This is a genomic window from Paramesorhizobium salinisoli, assembly GCF_003335045.1.
GTDB lineage: Bacteria > Pseudomonadota > Alphaproteobacteria > Rhizobiales > Rhizobiaceae > Paramesorhizobium > Paramesorhizobium salinisoli.
On the sequence record NZ_QOZG01000004.1, the window covers coordinates 170,641 to 193,010 of the forward strand.

A 22,370-nucleotide genomic window follows, 5' to 3' on the forward strand; every position below is an offset into this window, starting at 1 on the left:
CCTGAATCCTAACTCATCCTTAACCATAACAATCCATTAGTGACGAAGGAACAGGATGAAGGGGAAGATGCCTTTTACTCAAGCGCCTTCCTTTCACCAAATTTAGCCGCAAGAAGCCGATCAAGGGTTGCTTAACCCTGGAAAAGCGGCAATTGCGACGATGAATGCGACCCTTGCCGCCCGGTCACGCGCCGGGCGTTTGGATTCGAGGATGGTGGACTTATGGAAAACATTGCGCTTGCTGCACCCAGCGCTGACGTCACTCTCTGGGGCCTGTTCATTCAGGCGAACTGGGTGGTCAAGCTGGTCATGCTCGGGCTTCTCGTGGCGTCGGTCTGGACGTGGGCGATCATCGTCGACAAGACGCTCAGCTTCGGTCGTACACGGCGCGCGCTCGATCGCTTCGAACAGGTGTTCTGGTCCGGCCAGTCGCTGGAGGAACTCTATCGCAATCTCGGCGATCGCCGCGCGACTGGTATGAGCGCCATCTTCATGGCGGCGATGCGGGAATGGAAGAAATCATTCGAAAAGGGCGCGCGGTCGCCGATCGCGCTGCAGATGCGTATCGACAAGGCCATGGACGTTGCGCTTTCACGCGAAAACGACAAGCTGGAATCCCGGCTGGGCTTTCTCGCGACCATCGGTTCGTCCGCGCCTTTCATCGGCCTTTTCGGCACCGTGGTCGGTATCATGACCTCGTTCCAGGCGATCGCCTCTTCGAAATCGACCAATCTGGCAGTGGTGGCTCCGGGTATCGCCGAAGCGTTGCTGGCGACGGCCATCGGCCTTCTCGCGGCTATTCCTGCCGTTATCGCCTATAACAAGCTTTCCGGCGACGCCGGCAAGATCAGCGCGCGCATGGAGAGCTTTGCCGATGAGTTCTCTGCCATACTCTCGCGGCAAATCGATGAGAAGCTCGCACCGCGCAATCAACAATAAGAATTCCAGACGCAGGAAGCTATGCCATGGGTATGTCAGTGGGAAATCAGGGGGGGCTCCAGTCAGGACGTCGCCGCCGTCGCAAGAAGGCGCTGATGAGCGAAATCAACGTCACGCCCTTCGTGGACGTGATGCTGGTGCTGCTTATCATCTTCATGGTCGCCGCCCCGATGCTGACGGTTGGCGTACCCATTGACCTTCCGGAAACACAGGCCAAGGCACTGAACTCGCAGACACAGCCGATTACTGTTTCGGTCAACGACAAGGGCCAGATCTATCTTCAGGAAACCGAGATCGGCATTGACGAGGTGGTGCCAAAGCTCGAAGCGATTTCCAAGACCGGCTATGAGGAACGCATTTTCGTGCGCGGCGACAAGTCGGCGGATTACGGCACGGTCATGCGGGTCATGGCGCGGATCTCGTCGGCCGGTTTCAAGAATATCGGTCTGGTGACACTCCAGGAGCAGGATAGCTGACGCCATCATGAAGGCTGGCCTGACATCCTCTGCCATATTGCATGCCGTCGTCATCGGGTGGGGATTGTTTTCCTTCTCGTCGCCGAAAGCCTTTGACGTGTCCAATGCCGAGGCACTGCCGGTGGATATCGTGCCTATCGAATCCATTACGCAAATCCAGCAGGGCGACAAGAAGGCGCCGATCGCGGAAAAATCCGCGCCCAAGCCTAGCACCAAACCGAAGACGGTCGAAAATGCCGAGAACGCCGGTGACAATGACCTCGACCTGAAGACGCCGCCCAAGCCCGATTTGAAGCCCAAGCCAGTCGAAACGGCGGAGGCTGCCAAGCCCGAGCCGAAGCCCGTTGAAAAGCCGGAACCGAAGCCGGTCGAAAAACCGGAGCCGAAGCCGGAACCCGTGAAGGTCCCCGCGACCGAGGTCCAGCCCGAGCCGCAGCCGAAAGAGGACGTGAAGCCGGACGCGGTAGCCGAGGCGATCGAGAAGCAGACGGAAAGCCCTGACGCCGAGGCCATCAAGCTGCCGGACAAGGTGCCGGCTCCCGATGCCAAGCCGAAGCCACCGCAGGCGCAGACGGCCAAGACACCGGATCGCAAGCCGGCCGAAGAGACGGCGAAATCGACATCATCGGCGAAGAATTCCTCGCAGGAGAAGGATGCGATCGCCGATGAGGTCACAGCCCTTCTCAACCGGGAAAAGGCAGCCGGCGGCGGCGCGAAGCGTTCGACCCAGCAGGCATCGCTCGGGGGTGAGAAAAACACCGGCGGCTCGAAGCTCAGCCAGAGCGAGATGGACGCGCTGCGTGGCCAGATTTCCCGGTGCTGGAATGTGCCTGCCGGGGCGGCTGATGCCAAGGGCTTGCGCGTTACGGTGAAGATGAAGCTCTCCGAATCCGGTGAGATCGAAGGTGCGCCGGAAGTGGTTTCCGGCGGTGGCGATTCAGGCGTCGGACGAGTTGCCGCCGAGAGCGCGCGCCGCGCCGTCATCCGCTGCGCGCCCTATAATCTGCCGCGTGACAAATATGACGCCTGGGCCGATGTGATCGTCAATTTCGACCCCAGCGAGATGTTCTGACAATTTCAACGGCTCTGCCAATCGAGTGCCAAGGACAAACGAGGTCCCCGACATTATGAAGACAACGATCCGGACGTTTCTTTCGGTTTTTGCCGTGTTCATGGCGGTGAGCGTCGTGGCGGTCCCACCCGCCAACGCTGTCGTCGAGATCGATATCAACAAGGGCAATGTCGAACCGCTGCCGATTGCAATCACCGATTTTTTGTCGGGGGACCAACTCGGCGCCAACATTACCTCGATCATTGCTGCAGATCTGGAGCGATCCGGGCTGTTCGCACCCATCGACAAGGGTGCTTTCATCGAGAAGATCTCCAATCCCGATGCCGCGCCGCGCTTCGAGGACTGGAAGGTTATCAATGCGCAGGCGTTGGTTACGGGCCGCGTCACCAAGGAAGCGGACGGGCGGCTGAAGGCCGAGTTCCGCCTGTGGGACACGTTTGCCGGCCAGCAGCTTGCCGGCCAGCAATTCTATACGTCGGCGGGCAATTGGCGCCGCATCGCGCATATCATCGCCGATGCCATCTATGAGCGCCTCACCGGCGAAAAGGGTTATTTCGATTCACGCATCGTCTTCATCGATGAATCGGGCTCCAAGGAAAAACGGGTCAAGCGCCTCGCCATCATGGATCAGGACGGCGCCAACGTCATCTATCTCTCTGACGGCCGCGATCTGGTGCTGACGCCGCGTTTCTCGCCGAGCCGCCAGGAAATCACCTACATGTCGTTCGCCGGCGGCAGGCCACGCGTCTATCTCCTGCAGCTCGATACCGGGCAGCGGGAGGTCGTCGGCAATTTTCCCGGAATGACGATTGCGCCGCGCTTTTCTCCCGACGGGCAGAAGGTGGTCATGAGCCTGCTTCAGGACGATGGCAGCGCCAATATCTACACGATGGATCTACGCAGCCGCACCACGACGCGCCTGACCAGCAGTTCGGCGATCGATACCGGCGCCTCCTATTCGCCGGATGGAACGCAGATTGTGTTCGAGTCGGACCGCGGCGGCCGTCCGCAGATCTACGTGATGGGGGCCGATGGCTCCAATCCGCGCCGTATCTCCTTTGGCGACGGCACGTATTCGACGCCAGTCTGGTCGCCGCGCGGCGATCTGATCGCCTTCACGAAGCAGTCCGGCGGCCAGTTTTCCATCGGCGTGATGAAGACCGACGGTTCGGGCGAGCGGCTGCTGACAACCGGTTTCCACAATGAGGGGCCGACCTGGGCTCCCAATGGCCGGGTGCTGATGTTCTTCCGCCAGCCTCCCGGCGCCGGATCGCGTCTCTTCACGATCGACGTGACGGGACGCAACGAACGCCAGATCCAGACGCCGAACTTTGCGTCGGATCCGGCCTGGTCGCCACTGCTGGATTAGCCAAAAATCGGGCGATACAGCGGCAATTCTTGCCGCTGGTCGTCTTTCCGCCGCATTGTCTTTTAAGCTGCGGCCACAAGGACTACGGAGAACTGGACGGGCGATCAAGAAAGCATTAACCATGTTTCTTGGGTGCCTCTTAACCTCGATATGGTTACTGGTTGTTCACCGCAACATTTCAAATTTTAGGGAGTTCCGGCCCATGCGCCGTATCCAGTCAATTGCACGCAGCCCGATTGCTGTTGCCCTTTTCATGTCGCTTGCCCTTGCCGGATGCGCTTCCAAGAAAAATCTTCCCAACAATGCCGGTGATCTTGGGCTGGGTGTTGGAGCCAACGGAGCCGTTGCCGGTTCGGCGCAGGATTTCACGGTCAATGTCGGCGACCGTATCTTCTTCGATACGGATTCCTCGGTCATTCGCGCCGATGCGCAGCAGACGCTTTCCAAGCAGGCCCAGTGGCTTCAGCGCTACCCGAACTACGCGATCACTATCGAAGGCCATGCCGATGAACGCGGCACGCGTGAATACAATCTGGCGCTGGGCCAACGCCGCGCCGCCGCCACGCGCGACTATCTGGCCTCGCAGGGTGTTCCCGCCAGCCGCATGCGCACGATTTCCTACGGCAAGGAGCGTCCGGTCGCCGTTTGCGACGACATCTCCTGCTGGTCCCAGAACCGTCGGGCCGTCACCGTTCTCGGTGGCGCGGGCAGCTAATCCGGCTCTGGACGTCCCATCGGTTCGCCAGATGCGCGGGTGGGACTTGCAAAAAAGCCACATGAGGATAAAGAAAAGCGGCCTTTCGGCCGCTTTTCCGTTTTGCCAGCCCATTCAACAAATTTTGGCCGAACTCGCTTGCCTTCAAATGAGGGTATGGCCTTCAATTGGGGCATGGACTCATACATGAATGAGCAAGCCGACCGATATGGCGGTGTTTCTTCTCACGGCGTAGGGGCCGAAAAAGGGGCCAATGAGGAATGAACGGACCATTGAAACAACTGATGATGTGCGTGGCTATGCTGCCGCTGCTTGCCGGAGGACCGGCAATCGCTGCCGGTGGCGATCTTAGGGGCGACCTTGGGGTCGATCGGGGAGTCGGGCAGCCGGTGCAGGCGCGGCGCGCTACGCTTGCAGACGAGCTCCTGCCCTCCTGGATCATGCGGAAAGCCGATACGAACGCTCCCGCAGCATATGATCGAGTGCAACTCGCGCAGGCTGCCGATCCTCGCGTCAGCCAGCTCGAGGAGCAAATCCGCAACCTGACCGGCAAGATCGAGGAGCTGAATTTCCAAATCCTCCAGATGCAGGAACAGATGCGCAAAGTGCAAGAAGACAATGAATTCCGGTTCGAGGAGCTCGAAAAGAGCAAGCGCTCGGATGCGGGCGGGCGGCAGGACCGGGCGACGGCTTCCGCCGCCCATGGTGCTGCCCCTCGTGCCGGCAGGGACAGGGACAAGGTGGGGGCATCGAAAGATGCCTCTTCCACCGCCTCTGTGTCCGGGAACGCCGGCTCCGCCGATTCCACTGCCATTGAACCACAAACCGGTTCGAAGACCGAGCAGGGCGTTCCTCCCCACCCGCTCGGTACGATCCGTTTTGACGCCAATGGCAATGTAATCGGCGAAACGATGGATGCGCCCGCGGCATCGACGGGCGCCTTGCCCATCGTACCGCAGGGCGGCAACGCGATTGCTTCCCTGCCCGAGACCGACAATCCGCAGGAACTCTACCAGTTGGCCTATCAATACATACTGGCGGGCGATTACCGTGCGGCAGAAACGGCCTTCCGCGAACATATCAACCGGTTTCCCAATGATCCCTCCACGGCTGATGCGCGGTTCTGGCTGGGAGAATCGCTTTATGGCCAGGAGCGTTATCCGGAGGCGGCGACGGTTTTCATCGATACGCAGCGCGACTTCCCGCAGTCGAAGCGGGGCGCAGAGAATCTCCTGAAGCTCGGAATGACGCTTGCCAGAATGAAGGATCACGACGTCGCCTGCGCGACATTCGCGCAGGTGCCTACGCGCTATCCGAGCGCATCGCCGGCGGTTCTGGAACGGGTAACGGATGAGCGTACCAAGAACCGCTGCTGACCCGTTCTCCCAGACTCCCCCGCTCGATCCCGCCCGGATCTTTGCGCCGATCGATTTCAGTCATCAACATGCTGTCATGGCGGCGGTTTCGGGCGGTGGCGATTCGCTGGCCCTATTGTTTCTCCTCAAGGAACATCTTTGTGGCATCAGCGATGCGCCGGAACTGATCGCCGTCACTATCGATCATGGCCTCAGGCCGGACTCCGCCGATGAAGCGGAGGCAGTGGCAAGGCTTTGCCGCAGCCATGGCATTTCCCATCGCATCCTGCGCTGGGAAGGCCAAAAGCCCCAGGCCGGCATTCCGGCGGCGGCGCGCGAGGCGCGTTACCGACTGTTGGTGGAGGCCGCGCGGGAGGCGCGGGCCAGTTTCCTCTTCACCGGTCACACACTGGACGACCAGATCGAGACATTTGCGATGCGCAAGGCGCGCGGCGGCGCTCGAGGGTTGGCAGGAATGGCAGGTGCGACTTTGCTCGATATGCGCGTCTGGCTGCTGCGCCCTTTGTTGAATACGCGGAGGAATGATCTGCGCGCCTTTCTTGCGGAACGGCAGATCGAATGGTTCGAGGATCCGACCAATGAGAACATGGCGTTCGAACGTCCGCGTGTCCGCAATCGCATTGCTGATGTGAAGCCTCCCGCCGTTCTGGAGGAGATCGCCGAGAGAGCGGCGGTGCGGCGAGCGCAAGGCAGCGCCGTCGCGGCTTTTTTTTCCGCAGGACGGGACAAGGTGCAGATGGAGCCCGGTGGCGTGGCGAGGATCGATGCCGGATGGCTGGCGGAGGCCGGACATGATGTCGCGGCTCTCGCACTTGGCGTCGTGGTTGCCTGCATAGGTGGCCGCAGCTTCCTGCCCGCGGAGGCGGAGCGCGCGCGTTTAGTTTCGCATCTTGCGGGGGAGGGCGGCGGACCGGCCAGGCTTGGCCTTGGCGGCTGCATCGTCCAGCGGGGCGCCAAACGGCACAGTATCTGGCGCGAGGCGCGTGGGCTGCCGCAGTTGCTGCTCGCTTCCGGTCAAAGCGCCGTCTGGGACGGGCGCTACCGGATCGTCAATACCATGCCCGGCGGCAAGAGCGTGCGGATCGCGCGCCCATCCCCAGCGGAGTTCGATGCATTCTGCGTGGATCGCGGGATTGGGCGCGAAATGTTTTATCGCCCTGCCGCGCTTACCGGGCCCGCTCTTTGTCTCGATGGAGAAATGGTGGACATTCCCGCATTGACAGGCGGCTGTTTCCTGCCGGACGGACTGGCGGTGATGCGCCATCTCGCCTTGTTTGACAACGTCCTGCCCGGACACGATCTTGCGCTGGCGAATGCGACCGCGCAGCTGTTCGGGCGGACAATCTATCCGGAATCACCGATGTTACCGAATTAGTCGTAAACCAGACATATAAGATTTGCTGGTACATGTAACGCCTGCCTTGGCAACGCCGTGCTTCGATCCTATGTTAGTTCAAATTGCTGTTCCAGGTTTTTCTGGAATGGATGTGATGACCGATTGGACCCGTTATGAACCCGAATTATCGCAACTTCGCCCTGTGGGCGATTATTGCCCTTCTCTTGATTGCGCTTTTCAATCTGTTCCAGAGTCCGGCGCAACGCACGTCGTCGCGCGAAGTCTCGTATTCGCAGTTCATCGATGATGTGGCGAACGGCCGGGTCAAATCGGTGACCATTACAGGAGAGCGTATCAGCGGAATCTATTCCGATAACGGCTCCACCTTCCAGACCTATTCTCCCGGTGATACCGGGCTCGTCTCGCGGCTCGAGAGCAAGGGCGTTGCGATCACTGCCCGGCCGGAAACCGATGGCTCCAGCTCGCTTATCGGCATCCTGCTTTCATGGCTGCCGATGATCTTGATCCTTGGCGTCTGGATATTCTTCATGCGCCAGATGCAGGGCGGTTCGCGCGGGGCGATGGGTTTCGGCAAATCGAAGGCCAAGCTTCTGACCGAAGCGCATGGCCGCGTGACCTTCCAGGATGTGGCTGGTGTGGACGAGGCCAAAGAAGATCTGGAGGAAATCGTCGAGTTCCTGCGTGATCCGCAGAAATTCCAGCGCCTGGGCGGACGCATTCCGCGGGGCGTGCTGCTCGTCGGCCCTCCCGGAACCGGCAAGACGCTTCTCGCCCGCGCCATCGCCGGCGAGGCGAATGTGCCGTTCTTCACGATCTCCGGTTCGGATTTCGTCGAAATGTTCGTCGGCGTCGGCGCCAGCCGTGTCCGCGATATGTTCGAGCAGGCCAAAAAGAATGCGCCGTGCATCATCTTCATCGACGAAATCGACGCTGTCGGCCGGCATCGCGGCGCGGGGCTCGGCGGCGGCAATGACGAGCGCGAACAGACGCTCAACCAGTTGCTGGTCGAGATGGACGGTTTCGAGGCCAATGAGGGCATCATCCTGATCGCCGCAACCAACCGTCCTGACGTTCTCGATCCGGCGCTGCTTCGTCCGGGCCGCTTCGACCGCCAGGTCGTCGTGCCGAACCCGGATGTGGCCGGCCGCGAGAAGATCCTGAAGGTGCATGTGCGCAATGTGCCGCTTGCTCCCAATGTCGACCTCAAGATACTGGCACGCGGCACGCCCGGTTTCTCCGGCGCCGATCTGATGAACCTCGTCAACGAGGCCGCCCTGATGGCGGCCCGGCGCAACAAGCGCCTTGTGACCATGCTCGAATTCGAGGATGCCAAGGACAAGGTGATGATGGGCGCGGAACGCCGGTCGAGCGCCATGACGCAGGAAGAAAAGGAACTGACCGCCTATCACGAAGCGGGTCACGCCATCGTAGCGATGAATGTCGCTGCCGCCGATCCCGTGCACAAGGCGACCATCATTCCGCGCGGCCGTGCGCTGGGGATGGTCATGCAGCTGCCGGAAGGCGACAAATATTCTATGAGCTACAAGTGGATGGTTTCCAGGCTCGCTATCATGATGGGCGGGCGTATCGCCGAGGAACTGAAGTTCGGCAAGGAGAACATCACCTCGGGCGCATCGTCTGATATCGAGCAGGCGACCAAGCTTGCCCGGGCGATGGTGACGCGCTGGGGCTTTTCGGACAAGCTCGGCCAAGTGGCTTACGGTGAAAACCAGGAAGAGGTCTTCTTGGGCCATTCGGTCGCTCGTCAGCAGAATATTTCGGAAGAAACTGCACAGTTGATCGACGCCGAGGTCCGCGTGCTGATCGAAAACGCTTATGCCGAGGCCCGGAGCATTCTGACCAAGAAGAAGAAGGAATGGATCGCGATCGCGGAAGGGCTGCTCGAATATGAGACGCTATCGGGCGAAGAACTCAAGGCGTTGATTGCCGGCAAGAAGCCTGCACGCGATCTGGGCGACGATACGCCTCCCTCACGCGGATCGAGCGTTCCCAAGGCGGGTGCCGCCAAGAAGCGCAAAGGCAACGAGCCCGACGCGGGGCTGGAGCCGCAGCCGCAGTCGTAAGGCCACATCGACATCTCCAACGAACCGCAGCCGGGTGAAAGCCCGGCTGTTTCGTTTATGTTGCCCCAAAAAGGCTCCATGGTGCTTTCATGTATGGCTGCAACTGGTCAGAACGGATTGCGGCAAAGCAGATAGAAAGCCCTGCCCCAGTATTTCCGGGGCATACTTCGTTTGCATCTTTTTCACCCATTAGCGGTATTGTGTAGGCTGCTTACAAAAGGTGAAATTGCGCAGAGTTGCTGTTTCTGTGATAAAACAGCCAAGAATGCGGGCAGCTAGCTCAGATAAGGCACAATCATGAGTCGCAAATATTTCGGAACCGACGGTATTCGCGGAAAAGCCAACAGCTTTCCTATGACACCCGATATCGCCATGAAAGTCGGCATGGCGGTCGGACTGATCTTCAGGAAATCCGGCCAGGGCAGCCGGGTGGTGATCGGCAAAGACACCCGTCTTTCCGGCTATATGCTGGAGAATGCACTGGTGGCGGGCTTTACCGCAACCGGCATGGATGTCTTCCTGCTTGGCCCCATTCCTACTCCGGCCGTGGCGATGCTGTGCCGGTCGCTCCGCGCCGATATCGGCGTCATGATCTCGGCTTCGCACAATCCCTATTACGACAATGGCATCAAGCTCTTCGGCCCGGACGGGTTCAAGCTTTCCGACGAACTCGAAATGGAAATCGAGAAGTTGATCGAGGAGGACATGAGCGGCAGGCTGGCGAGCAATGGCGAGATCGGCCGTGCCAAGCGCGTCGATGGCGATATCTATCGCTATATCGAATTCGCCAAGCGTACTCTGCCGCGCAATTTGTCGCTTTCGGGTTTGCGCATCGTCGTCGATTGCGCACATGGCGCCGCCTACAAAGTCGCTCCTACGGCACTTTGGGAGTTGGGCGCGGAGGTGGTCACGATCAATGATGAACCGAACGGAACCAACATCAACGAGGATTGCGGCTCGACCCATCCCGTCAGCCTGATCAAGAAGGTGCACGAGGTGCGGGCCGATCTCGGCATCGCGCTCGATGGCGACGCGGATCGCGTGCTGCTGGTCGACGAGGGCGGCAATGTCATCGACGGCGACCAGCTCATGGCCGTGATCGCGGAATCCTGGGCCAATTCGGGGCGGTTGACCGGCGGCGGCATCGTAGCCACCATCATGTCCAATCTCGGTCTCGAGCGCTTCCTCGGCGATATGGGGCTGACGCTGGCGCGCACGAAGGTCGGCGACCGATATGTCGTGGAACATATGCGGGAGCATGGCTTCAATGTGGGCGGCGAACAATCCGGTCATATCGTGCTGTCCGATTTCTCGACCACGGGTGACGGTCTCGTATCAGCGTTGCAGATTCTTGCCGTCATGCAGGAGCGGCAGCGCTCGCTTAGTGAGATTTGCCGGAAATTCGAGCCGGTGCCGCAGCTTTTGAAAAATGTGCGTACCACCGGCGGCAAGCCGCTCGAGGACAAGAGCGTCAAGAGCGCCATCGACGATGCCCGGGATCGCCTCGGCAAGGCTGGACGGCTGGTTATCCGGCCATCGGGAACCGAACCGCTCATTCGCGTGATGGCGGAAGGCGACGATCGCCATCTTGTCGAAGCCGTCGTGAACGATATCGTCAACGTGATTTCAGGCATTCGCACGGCGGCTTGAAGCGGTCACACCCGCTCTCCCGAATATCAAAAAGGCTCCTGAACGGAGCCTTTTTCTTTGCGTGACTACTACCCGATACCGGGCGTTCCTGAGCCGAAATGGTGAAAAAACACGGTTAAGCCAGACTTAACTTTTCCCGTCTATTCCTAATGATCGAAGTTAGTGGGGTCAGGCGCGCCAAGCGCCAGCAAGTTCGATGGGAAAGCGACCATGCAAAATCGATCAAGAAATTTCATTGCTGGCGCGGTCTTTCTGGCCGCCGCTGGGGTCTCTCATTCAGCCTTTGCAGCTGATATAACGGAGCCGATGCCGGAGGCGCCAATGATTCCGGAAGTGGCGGTTCCCGCCTCCATAGGCGGCTGGTACCTGCGCGGCGATGTCGGCTATTCCTGGGCCAAGTTCCGTGAGGCTTCCTATGCCACCTCCGGCTGCGACGAATGCGGCGGCGGCGGCATTGGTGAAAACCAGCTCGACGGCGACCTGAAGGGCTCGTTCCTCATTGGCGGCGGCATCGGCTATCAGGTGACGGATTATTTCCGCACCGACCTGACGGTGGATTATTTGACCCGCTCCAAATTCTCGGGCGAGACGTTCGGAACCTGCACGTCAGGCGGCGTGGCGTTCGACTGCACGTCGACCGACAGCAGCAAGCTCTCGGCTCTATCAATTCTCGCCAATGCCTATGTCGATCTCGGCAATTTCAACGGCTTCACCCCCTATGTCGGCGCCGGTATCGGCGGCACGCGGGTCAAGTGGTCAGCCCTCGAAAACACAATCGGCGGCGATTTCGACCAGAGCGGTACCGAAACGCATGCTGGCGCGGCAAGCTGGCGCTTCACCTGGGCGCTCATGGCCGGCGTATCAGTCGATCTCACGCAAAATCTCAAGCTCGATGCCGGTTATCGCTATCGCCGGGTCGAAGGCGGCAACATGTTCGCCGGCAGTGAATTTGTCGGCAAGGGCTATGATGACGGCCTGTCGCTGCACGATGTCCGTGTCGGCCTGCGCTACCAGTTCGGCGGACCGTCGACCGTGGCTTATGCGCCGGAGCCGCTGCCGGTCTACAAATAAACCGACATTTCCAAACCTCCAGCAGCCCGACTTGTTCGGGCTGTTTTTTCGTCGCGCCTCAAGACCCAGCTTGATCTGTCAGGTTGTCGGCGCAAGGCGTGCCATCCTTAACGGCTGCTTAAGATTTTTGGTTAATGATTGGAAACGTGACGGCAAAGCGATTGTGCCACGTTTCGGTGGGGATACGATATGACAAGCAAGAAGCAAATTCTGATAGCTGCGTTCTCCGGTCCGCTGATGGCAGGACTAGTAACAGGCGCGGCCTCTGCCGCCGACTACGCTCCGGTCTATGCCCAGCCCGAAGCTCCCGTCATCGTGGAGCAGGCCCCGATGCCTGTCGCATCAGGATGGTATCTGCGCGGCGATGTCGGCCATAGCTTCGATGCCAAGGGCGACGGAAGCTATGGCGTATGGGACGAGGGTAGCGGCACTTCCACCGAGTTCGACTACGACGAGATCAAACTGCGCGGCAATACGGATTTCAGCGTCGGCGTCGGCTATCGCTTCAACCAGTATCTGCGGGCGGATGCGACGCTTGCCTATTGGAAGCGTGATGTCTTCGGTTCGAGCAGCGCATTCGGCGACACAGTCACATTCGATGACACATCGAAGGCAAGCGCCTGGGAAATGATGGCGAACGCCTATATCGATCTCGTCACCTGGGGCAAGGTCACGCCTTATATCGGCGGTGGCCTGGGCTTCACGCGGGTCAAATACGGCACGATGAAGAATCGGTCCTGGTGCAATGTTGCAGGTCCCGGCTGTACAGATTATTGGGCCGACCACGGTGGGCTCACCTCAACCCGCTTTACCTGGGCGCTGATGGCCGGCATGACGGTAGACATCACCGCCAGCACCAAGTTCGATTTCGGCTATCGCTATTCCCACATCAAGGGCGGCAAGGCCTTTGGTTGGGATGCTTCCGATCTCGCCGCCGGTGCATCGGGAACGCAGGGCCGCGACGATGGCTTTGGCGTGCATCAGGTGCGCGCCGGCCTGCGCTACGAATTCGGCGGCCCACAGGCGGCCTATCAGCCGGAACCGCTGCCGGTTTATAATGAAGGCCCAGCGCCGGTTTATAAATAGATATCGGTGGTTTCTCGGGGCGCCCGGGCAGCCCCCAGATGGAATACAGAGTAAGATAAAAGCTGAACCGCCTGCACAATTGGACGTTGTGGGCGGTTTTTCTTGTCTGGAAATAATTCTTGAAACATTCTTCGGGGCTCTTGCGGCAAGAGCCTACGCCAGACAGCCGCGGAGGTGTGTCCCCGATGAAGTGTCGGCCGACGCAGCCGCAGAAATCTGTACCGCAGCCTTCGGGGGAGGCATTCGCGTGCCGATGGCAAACAGAATTGCACTTGCAGCCGCAAACGCCGCGTACAGCAGGAACATGCCGGGACCAACTAAAGCGCCAAGCATGATTCCGCCCAGAGTCGGGCCAACAAAATTGCCGATGGTTGAAAACGAGTGAGCACCAAAATAGCTGCCTCTGTTCCGGTTGTTCGAAATGCCATCAACCAGCATGTATTCGGAAGGCACGACCAGAATCTCGCCAATCGTGAAAACAACCATCGAAGCCGCAAGGCTCCAAAATCCGCCGGCACTGAGAAAACCAATTTCACTCAGGAGGAAGAGAATACAGCCGATTATGAGAGCGTTCAGGACGCCCGCGCGTTCGATGAACCTCCGGGCAAATGAACTGCCGATCAGGACCACCGCGCCATTGATCGAAACGAGATATGCGAAGATCTCCACGCCTCCGGCGACATGTTCAGTAAGATACGGAGCGAGCGTGGCTGACCATTGGCCATAAACTGCAATCAGCATTGTGCCGCCACCGACAAAGAAAGCCAATCGGGGATCGCGTATTGCGGCCTTGATGCTCTCAAGCAACGGCACCGATGCAGGGGCTTGATGAGCGGCGGCACTTTGATGAACCGGCACCTGGAGCAGGTGCAAGGCCAGTGCAAACATCACATAGACCACGCCTGCCATGATGAACAGTGTTGTGGACGCTGCGCCGGCCGCAATTCCTATCAGAGGCCCGACGGCCCAGCCAATATTCGACGCCGTGTATCGCCACGAGAAATATTTGAGACGCAGCGGTTCAGGGCATACGTCGCTTAGCAAAGCGCGAGAAATCGGCTCATTGATCGCGACTGCCACGGCGGCAACGATCTGAGCAAGGCAAAATGCCAGAACTGTTTCAGCAAGCCCCATCCCCACCAGGGCCAAAGCCATGGAAACAAGAGTGAGCGTCAGCACCGTCTTGCGTCCGACCCTGTCCGACAATGAGCCCGCAAAGGGAGCGGCGACGGCTCCAACCAGGGGACCGATGCCCAGCAAGGCGCCAATCATTGCAGGACCAAGCCCGAATGATTGCTGCAATTTGATAGCAAGGAACGACAGCGTCATCGCACGCGCGATGGTCACAAGACCTGAACCCGCTATGAGGAAGAACACATAGTTCAACCGCTGCTTCTGATGTCCCATTCCTGCCGCCCAGCTCTTATTTTCCGACAGTCGTTTACATGTTTCATCGCGAAATTCCTATCCACCGCGGAATCGGAGATGCCGCACCCTGCGTGACCGTCTGCAAGTTCGTAACGTAGAGAATTCAGAAGAAAGTGATGTCGCAGTCGCACAAATTTCTTGACTGCATGCGACGTTTCTCCTAATTCCCGCAGTGGGCCACCTTTCCCCAACGAAAGGCGTGCTATCTGAGAGGATAGGAGAAAACATGACTGATATCACCAAGCCGGGCACGCGTCCGGCCAATCCCAATTTTTCATCTGGTCCCTGTGCTAAACGTCCCGGCTGGTCGCTCGAAGCGCTTGCCGATGCTCCTCTTGGCCGCTCGCATCGCGCGAAAATCGGCAAGACCAAGCTGAAGGATGCCATCGACCTCACCCGTGAAATTCTCCAAGTTCCCGCCGATTACCGCATCGGCATCGTGCCGGCTTCGGATACCGGCGCCGTCGAAATGGCGCTGTGGTCGCTGCTCGGCGAGCGCGGCGTCGATATGGTCGCCTGGGAGAGCTTCGGCGCAGGCTGGGTGACGGATGTCGCCAAGCAGCTGAAGCTTGCCGATACGCGCATCTTCGAAGCCCCTTACGGCGAGATCGTCGATTTCGCCAAGGTCGATTTCGACCGCGATGTGGTCTTCACCTGGAACGGCACGACCTCAGGTGTTCGTGTTCCCAATGCCGATTTCATTCCCTCCGACCGCAAGGGTCTGACCATCTGCGACGCCACCTCGGCGGCCTTTGCTCAACGCCTCGATTTCTCCAAGCTCGATGTCGTCACCTTCTCCTGGCAGAAGGTGCTGGGCGGGGAGGGCGCGCATGGCGTGCTGATCCTGTCGCCCCGCGCTGTCGAGCGGCTGGAGACCTACAAGCCTGCCTGGCCGCTGCCGAAGATCTTCCGCCTGACCAAGGGCGGCAAGCTGATCGAGGGCATCTTCGCCGGCGAAACGATCAATACGCCCTCCATGCTCTGCGTCGAGGACTATCTCGATGCGCTCCATTGGGCGAAGTCAATCGGCGGGCTCGATGCGCTGATTGCCCGTGCCGACAGGAACTTCGCCGTCATCGACAGCTGGGGTAGGCGGACGCCGTGGGTGGCCAACCTCGCAGTCAAGCCGGAGACGCGCTCCAATACCTCGGTTTGCCTGACCATCGTCGATCCTGAAGTGACGGCGCTCGACGCGGACGCACAGGCAGCCTTCGCCAAGGGCATCGTCTCGGCGCTCGACAAGGAAGGCGTCGCCTATGATATCGGCGCCTATCGCGATGCGCCTTCGGGCCTGCGTATCTGGGCCGGTGCAACCATCGAGGCTTCGGATGTCGAAGCGCTGACCGGCTGGCTCGACTGGGCCTTCGCCAATCAGAAAGCCGCGCTGAAAAAAGCCGCCTGATTGAGTTTTCCGAGCGGCCGCGCCTGAGCGGCCGTCTTCATCCCCGTTTGATATCAATTTTGATGGAGGCCATCATGGCACCCCGCGTACTCGTTTCCGACAAGCTGTCGACGACTGCCGTGCAAATATTCAAGGACCGCGGCGTCGAAGTCGATTACCTGCCCGATCTCGGCAAGGACAAGGAAAAGCTCCTCGAAGTCATCGACCAGTATGACGGCCTGGCGATCCGCTCGGCCACCAAGGTCACGGAGAAGCTGATCGCTGCCGCTACGAAGCTGAAAGTGATCGGCCGTGCCGGTATCGGTGTCGACAATGTCGATATCCCTGCGGCCTCGCGCCGCGGTATCATCGTCATGAATACGCCATTCGGCAATTCGATCACCACCGCAGAGCATGCCATCGCGCTGATGTTCGCCGTCGCCCGCCAGTTGCCGGAGGCGGATGTCTCGACCCGCGGCGGCAAGTGGGAGAAGAACCGGTTCATGGGCGTCGAGATCACCGGTAAGACGCTGGGTGTGATCGGCTGCGGCAATATCGGCTCGATCGTCGCTACGCGCGGCATCGGCCTCAAGATGCATGTCGTCGCCTTCGATCCGTTCCTTTCGGAAGCGCGCGCGCAGGAGTTGGGCGTGGAAAAGGTGGAGCTCGATGAGCTTTTCGCCCGCGCCGATTTCATCACGCTGCACACACCCCTCACCGACAAGACCCGCAACATCATCAATGCGGATGCCATAGCCCGGATGAAGCAGGGTGTGCGCATCGTCAATTGCGCGCGCGGTGGGCTGATCGTTGAGAAGGACCTGATCGAAGGGCTGAAATCCGGCAAGGTCGCTGGCGCCGGCATCGACGTGTTCGAGGTGGAGCCTGCGACGGAGAACGAGCTGTTCCATCTGCCAAACGTCGTCTGCACGCCGCATCTGGGTGCATCGACCTCGGAAGCGCAGGAAAATGTCGCGCTACAGGTGGCCGAACAAATGGCGGACTACCTCATCAAGGGCGCAGTTTCCAACGCCATCAACATGCCCTCGATCACCGCTGAGGAAGCGCCGCGGCTGAAGCCTTTCGTCAAGCTGGCGGAAGTGCTGGGCGCGTTCGTGGGCCAGGTGACGGACGAGCCGATCCAGGAAGTTGAAGTGCTGTTCGACGGCGCGACCGCGGCGATGAACACGCGGGCGTTGATCAGCGCGGCGCTTGCCGGCCTGATCCGGCCCCAGGTGGCCGATGTCAACATGGTTTCCGCGCCGATCATGGTGAAGGAGCGCGGCATCATCGTTTCGGAGGTCAAGCGCGACAAGTCTGGCGTCTTCGACGGTTATATCAAGCTGACGGTGAAGACCACGGAACGCACGCGGTCTATCGCCGGCACCTGTTTCTCCGATGGCAAGCCGCGCTTCATCCAGATCAAGGGGATCAATCTCGATGCCGAGGTCGGTCAGCATATGCTCTACACCACCAACAATGACACGCCGGGCATGATCGGCATGTTGGGCACGGTGTGCGGCAAGCATGGCGTCAACATCGCCAATTTCTCGCTCGGCCGTAACCGCCCGGGCGGGGATGCGATCGCGCTGCTCTATCTGGACGAGCGCGTTCCGGAGCATGTGCTGGAAGAACTGCGCTCGCATACGGCGATCAATTCCGCCCGGCCGCTGCAATTCGATGTGGCCGAGGCTTGAACTGACATATGAATGACGTAACTGGCGGTGGTCACTGGCGGCTGATGCGCAGAGAGGATATTCCGCGTGTCAGCGCCATGGCATCCGCCATTCACACGGATTTTTTCGAGGATGACGCCGTTTATATCGAGCGGCTCAAGCTCTATCCCGCAGGCTGTTTCGTGCTTGAAGGGACAGGTGGACTGATCGGATATGGGGTCAGCCATCCCTGGCGCAGGTATCGGATACCGGCGCTGAACACGCTTCTCGGGCTTTTGCCGGATGGAGCCGACACCTACTATCTCCACGATATCGCGCTCTTGCCGGAAGCTCGGTCCGGCGGTTTTGCCGGCCGCATCGTGACCTTGATGGCGGAGCAGGCGATGTGCGACGGCTTTGGCTCGATGTCACTCGTGGCGGTCAACGGTTCGGCGGTCTTCTGGCAGAAGCAGGGATTTTCCATTGTCGAGGCGCCCGAACTCGGCGAAAAGCTGCTCAGCTATTCCGGCGATGCCCGTTTCATGATGCGGACGCTTTCTCTCGCCTGATTTTTTATTTTAACGCATGTCGTTATCGAAAAACCGGTTCCTACTTTTCCGCGACATGCTTTAAAAAGAAAAGGTCGCGCTTTGCGAAGCGAGCCTATATAGAGGCTCACGTTTGCAGTTTATTTGCGGGCGTCTGCCGCCCGGAGCGGAGAATCTCTTCATGGCCAATGTGGTTGTCGTCGGGTCGCAGTGGGGCGACGAGGGCAAGGGTAAGATCGTCGACTGGTTGTCGGAACGCGCCGATGTGATCGTGCGCTATCAGGGCGGCCACAATGCCGGCCATACGCTGGTGATCGACGGTATCAGCTACAAGCTTTCGCTGCTGCCGTCCGGCCTGGTGCGCGGCAAGCTCAGCGTCATCGGCAATGGCGTGGTCGTCGATCCGCATCATTTCGTGGCTGAAGTGGCGAAGCTGCGGGCACAGGGCGTGGAGATTTCGCCCGAAGTGCTGCGCATAGCCGAGAACGCGCCGCTGATCCTGTCGCTGCATCGCGATCTCGATGCGATACGCGAGAACTCCAATTCGGGTCTGAAAATCGGCACGACCAAGCGTGGCATCGGCCCCGCCTATGAGGACAAGGTCGGCCGCCGCGCCATCCGAGTCATTGATCTTTCCGAACCGGAAACGCTGGAGCCGAAGGTGGAGCGCTTGCTCGCCCACCATAATGCGCTGCGCCGCGGCATGGGGCTTGACGAAATCGCTGTTGAAGCGATCATGCAGGAACTGACCTCGGTAGCCGGGGAGATACTGCCCTATATCGATCAGGTCGGGCGGGTACTCGACGAGCGCCGCAAGGCGGGCGACCGCATTCTGTTCGAGGGGGCTCAAGGTGCGTTGCTCGACAATGATCACGGCACCTATCCCTTTGTGACCTCGTCCAACACCGTCGCCGGGCAGGCCGCCGCTGGTTCTGGACTTGGGCCGACGTCAATCGGCTATGTTCTGGGCATCACGAAGGCCTACACCACCCGCGTGGGCGAGGGGCCGTTCCCGACCGAACTCGATGATGAGATCGGCGAGTTCCTCGGCACGCGCGGCCATGAATTCGGCGTCGTGACGGGCCGCAAGCGCCGCTGCGGCTGGTTCGATGCGGTCATCGTGCGCCAGACGGTTCGCACATCGGGCATCACCGGCATCGCGCTGACGAAGCTCGACGTTCTCGACGGGCTTGAAGAGATCAAGATTTGTGTCGCCTATGAGCTGGACGGCAAGCGGATCGACTATCTGCCCGCCTCGATGGGCGCGCAGGCGCGCGTCAAGCCGATCTACGAGACGCTGCCGGGCTGGTCGGAAACGACGGCGGGCGCACGCACCTGGAACGAGCTTCCGGCACAGGCGGTCAAATATGTCCGTCATATCGAGGAACTGATCGGGGCGCCGGTGGCGATGCTTTCGACGAGCCCGGAGCGCGAAGATACGATCCTGGTGACGGACCCGTTCCAGGACTGATGGCCGCGGCGGCAGGTCAGGAGGGGTTGAGAAAGCGAAATCGCCCAGAAATTTTGCTTTTGCTTGATTATTATGATTATTGAGCAATTTAATAGCAAAAACTATTCGCACATCATGAGCACCACGGCATGGCAGATTTCGCAGCGGTATTGAAGAAGACGATCGACGCGCAGGCGCATCCGACACCGGAATTGCGGCAGCGTGTCTATGCTAAGGCGCGTGCGACGATCGAGCAGAAGCTCGTCGCCGCCAATGCGCCGGCCGCCGTCGCCAACCGCCAGCGCCAGGCGCTGGAAGACGCGATCGCCGACGTCGAGGCTCAATACTCCGCACCCGAGACGCCTGAAGAACCGGAGGTCATTCCGCAGGCGCCCGCCGTGGACGGGCCTGCGGCCCAGACATACCACGTCGAGGAAACCGCTCCGGCGGAAGAAACGATCGTGCCGGAAGCCGAACCTGTCGGCGAGCTGGAACAGGAACAGCACTCCGATCCGCTCGAAGAGTTTTTAAAGGGTGCGCAGCCTGCATCGTCCCATCATCCGGACCGGGGTTTGCAGGCGTTGCACGCGGATGATCCGGTGCTTTCGCCTGATCTTGGCGCGCGTGATGAATGGCGCAATGACCGTGCCGAGGAAGATGCTTTCGCGCGCGCTCCATCCTATGATGATGCCGGCTATGTCCATGAGGAACGGCGTGGTCCAGGGCGCGGGCTCATTCTTGGCCTGCTGGCGCTGCTCGTGCTCGGCGGCGCCGGATATGCTGCCTGGAGCAACAAGGATCAACTCCAGACCTATCTGACCGGCGTGATGGACCAGTTCAACACCAGTGGAGAAGTCGCCGACGAACCGGTGCCGCCAGCACCGAGCGAGCAGCAGCCAACCGCTGAACCTCAAGCGCCCGCGGAAAACGGCGCCAGCCAGCAGCCCGAAGGCGTGCCGAAGCTGACACAGCGTCTGATGCCGGATGGCTCTGAGGTCGATCCAGGGCCTGCGGGCGACAAGCCCGGCATAGGCGAAGGGACGTCGGTTGCGGCATCGAGCGACCAGGCGCAGGCCCAGCAGCCTGCGGCCAATGAGGCAACTCCGACGCCGCCCGCGGCAGCGGTTCCCGTCGGCCAACAGGCGTTCTTCTACGAGGAGCGCAATGGCCGGGAGGCGGGCTCCGCGAAAAAGGGCTCGGTCGTCTGGTCGGTGGTGCAGGATTCATCCGGCGACGGCCAACCGGAGGAGCCGGCGATTCGCGCAGACGTTTCCGTACCGGAAAGTAATCTCAGGTTGCGCATGACCATCCGGCGCAATACCGATAAATCCATGCCGGCGAGCCATGTGATCGAGATGATCTTCATCGTGCCCGATAATTTTGCCGGCGGTGCGATCGATAATGTGCAGCGTGTGACGTTCAAGGATACCGAACAATCGGCCGGAAGCCCGCTGATTGCCGTCCCCTTGAAGATCGCCGACAATTTCTTCTTTGTCGCGCTGAACGATGCGCGCACCGCCGTCGATACCAATATGACGCTGATGCGCCGCCAGCAGTGGATCGATATTCCGATCACTTACCGGACTGGTCGCCGCGCGCTGATCACGGTCGAAAAGGGCGTGCCCGGCGACAAGGTTTTCGATGAGGTTTTCAAGGATTGGGGCGACACCAGCAATACCGGAGGCTGACAGCCGCACCTACGGCGATAGCTGAAATCAAAAAGGCTCCTTTGCGGAGCCTTTTTTGTTGGGCGGGAATCCGGGTAACCGCGGGCTATTTTGATCTGGCCGCAAGGAACGGATAGCGGCCACCGGTGCGATTTGAAATTTTGGGCCTGTTCCTGTGACGTAACAAAAGGTTTCCAGAATGAATGTATTGAAAGGCAAGATTGCGATAGTAACCGGTGCAAGCTCGGGTATCGGCTACGCGACGGCAAAGCTGTTTGCGCAGGAAGGCGCGTGCGTTGTCGTGACAGCCCGCCGTCAATCGGCGCTCGACAGTCTCGTCGCCGAAATCGAAGCGGCCGGCGGGCAAGCTGCGGCCGTTGCGGGAGATGTGAAGGACGAAGCGCTGGCCAAAGCCGTGGTCGATACTGCTGTCAGCCGGTTTGGAGGTCTCGATATCGCCTTCAACAATGCGGGCATGGTCGGAGTGACCGGACCGATTTACGAACTCTCGCTGCCGCAATGGCAGGAAGCGCTCGATACCAATCTGACAAGCGCATTTCTTGGCGCTAAATATCAGGTGCCGGCTATGCTCGCACGTGGTGGCGGTTCGATCATCTTCACCTCGACATTCGTCGGATATACCGCCGGTTTGCCTGGTATGGCCGCTTATGCCGCCGGAAAGGCGGGCTTGATCGGCCTCACCCAGGTGCTCGCCACGGAATATGGCGCCAGAAATATTCGGGCCAACGCCATTCTTCCGGGCGGGACGGATACGCCCATGAGCATCACCAATGCTCCTGGGGCAACCGCCGATACCTTGGCTTTTGTCGAGAACCTCCATGCGTTGAAGCGGATGGCGAAGCCTGAGGAGATCGCCCGATCAGTGCTCCATCTTGCATCGGACGCATCGAGCTTCATAACCGGCACCGCGTTGCTGGTGGATGGCGGCGTGTCCGTCAACCGGACCTAACATTACGCAAAAGGGCTCCGATTCGACGGAGCCCTTTTCGTTTTTCCGGCCAGCCGGGTCGCTATTCCAGGTTCGC

The 22,370-nt window shown here is 60.0% G+C and carries 18 protein-coding genes; 17 read left to right on the forward strand and 1 reads right to left on the reverse strand.

All coding sequences use genetic code 11. From position 1 onward, the window contains the following. The first annotated feature begins 222 nt into the window (after nt 1–222). From tolQ to DUT91_RS10550, 11 genes are all read left to right on the forward strand, one after another. Nucleotides 223–939, forward strand: coding sequence for a protein TolQ (tolQ, locus tag DUT91_RS10500; protein WP_114440352.1), 717 nt, complete (start codon nt 223–225; stop codon nt 937–939). 26 nt (nt 940–965) lie between these two features. Beyond that, complete coding sequence (gene tolR, locus DUT91_RS10505; protein WP_114440353.1) at nt 966–1,415, forward strand: protein TolR; 450 nt, start codon at nt 966–968, stop codon at nt 1,413–1,415. Between the two features lie 7 nt (nt 1,416–1,422). Continuing rightward, nucleotides 1,423–2,487, forward strand: coding sequence for a hypothetical protein (locus tag DUT91_RS10510; protein WP_114440354.1), 1,065 nt, complete (start codon nt 1,423–1,425; stop codon nt 2,485–2,487). Between the two features lie 55 nt (nt 2,488–2,542). Further along, a complete protein-coding gene (tolB, locus tag DUT91_RS10515) occupies nt 2,543–3,856 on the forward strand; it encodes a Tol-Pal system beta propeller repeat protein TolB (RefSeq protein ID WP_114440355.1) in 1,314 nt (437 codons plus the stop codon). Between the two features lie 202 nt (nt 3,857–4,058). Beyond that, on the forward strand, nt 4,059–4,571 hold the full coding sequence (gene pal, locus DUT91_RS10520; protein WP_114440356.1) for a peptidoglycan-associated lipoprotein Pal: 513 nt from the start codon (nt 4,059–4,061) through the stop codon (nt 4,569–4,571). A 260-nt stretch (nt 4,572–4,831) separates the two neighbouring features. After that, nucleotides 4,832–5,947, forward strand: coding sequence for a tol-pal system protein YbgF (gene ybgF, locus DUT91_RS10525; protein ID WP_114440357.1), 1,116 nt, complete (start codon nt 4,832–4,834; stop codon nt 5,945–5,947). Continuing rightward, nucleotides 5,922–7,322, forward strand: coding sequence for a tRNA lysidine(34) synthetase TilS (tilS, locus tag DUT91_RS10530; protein ID WP_114440358.1), 1,401 nt, complete (start codon nt 5,922–5,924; stop codon nt 7,320–7,322). The genes ybgF and tilS overlap by 26 nt, the downstream gene beginning before the upstream one ends. A 134-nt stretch (nt 7,323–7,456) precedes the next feature. After that, nucleotides 7,457–9,388 carry an ATP-dependent zinc metalloprotease FtsH gene (gene ftsH / locus DUT91_RS10535; RefSeq protein WP_114440359.1) on the forward strand — a complete coding sequence of 644 codons (1,932 nt, stop codon included), beginning with the start codon at nt 7,457–7,459 and terminating at the stop codon, nt 9,386–9,388. A gap of 297 nt (nt 9,389–9,685) precedes the next feature. Continuing rightward, complete coding sequence (gene glmM / locus DUT91_RS10540) at nt 9,686–11,038, forward strand: phosphoglucosamine mutase (RefSeq protein WP_114440360.1); 1,353 nt, start codon at nt 9,686–9,688, stop codon at nt 11,036–11,038. Between the two features lie 210 nt (nt 11,039–11,248). Further along, nucleotides 11,249–12,109, forward strand: a complete 861-nt coding sequence (locus tag DUT91_RS10545) for an outer membrane protein (RefSeq protein WP_114440361.1) — start codon at nt 11,249–11,251, stop codon at nt 12,107–12,109. A 189-nt stretch (nt 12,110–12,298) separates the two neighbouring features. Beyond that, nucleotides 12,299–13,195 (forward strand): outer membrane protein, encoded by an 897-nt coding sequence (locus tag DUT91_RS10550; protein ID WP_114440362.1) that lies wholly within the window; start codon nt 12,299–12,301, stop codon nt 13,193–13,195. A 153-nt stretch (nt 13,196–13,348) separates the two neighbouring features. Here DUT91_RS10550 and DUT91_RS10555 read toward each other — a convergent pair whose 3' ends face one another. Then, a complete protein-coding gene (locus DUT91_RS10555) occupies nt 13,349–14,602 on the reverse strand; it encodes an MFS transporter (RefSeq protein WP_114440363.1) in 1,254 nt (417 codons plus the stop codon). A 247-nt stretch (nt 14,603–14,849) separates the two neighbouring features. Between DUT91_RS10555 and DUT91_RS10560 the strand changes: the two genes are divergently transcribed. The 6 genes from DUT91_RS10560 to DUT91_RS10585 all read left to right on the forward strand — a co-directional run bounded on the left by DUT91_RS10560 (nt 14,850) and on the right by DUT91_RS10585 (nt 22,294). Further along, entirely contained in the window at nt 14,850–16,025 is a 1,176-nt protein-coding gene (locus DUT91_RS10560) for a phosphoserine transaminase (RefSeq protein WP_114440364.1), read from the forward strand. Nucleotides 16,026–16,099: 74 nt separating this feature from the next. After that, nucleotides 16,100–17,701: a phosphoglycerate dehydrogenase gene (serA, locus tag DUT91_RS10565; RefSeq protein ID WP_114440679.1), complete on the forward strand. Its 1,602-nt coding sequence runs from the start codon at nt 16,100–16,102 to the stop codon at nt 17,699–17,701. A gap of 8 nt (nt 17,702–17,709) precedes the next feature. Then, complete coding sequence (locus DUT91_RS10570) at nt 17,710–18,228, forward strand: GNAT family N-acetyltransferase (protein WP_114440365.1); 519 nt, start codon at nt 17,710–17,712, stop codon at nt 18,226–18,228. Nucleotides 18,229–18,388: 160 nt separating this feature from the next. Then, nucleotides 18,389–19,678 (forward strand): adenylosuccinate synthase, encoded by a 1,290-nt coding sequence (locus DUT91_RS10575; protein ID WP_114440366.1) that lies wholly within the window; start codon nt 18,389–18,391, stop codon nt 19,676–19,678. A 128-nt stretch (nt 19,679–19,806) separates the two neighbouring features. Further along, on the forward strand, nt 19,807–21,345 hold the full coding sequence (locus DUT91_RS10580; protein WP_114440367.1) for a transcriptional regulator: 1,539 nt from the start codon (nt 19,807–19,809) through the stop codon (nt 21,343–21,345). A gap of 178 nt (nt 21,346–21,523) precedes the next feature. Continuing rightward, nucleotides 21,524–22,294, forward strand: a complete 771-nt coding sequence (locus DUT91_RS10585) for an SDR family oxidoreductase (RefSeq protein WP_114440368.1) — start codon at nt 21,524–21,526, stop codon at nt 22,292–22,294. Nucleotides 22,295–22,370 lie beyond the last annotated feature (76 nt).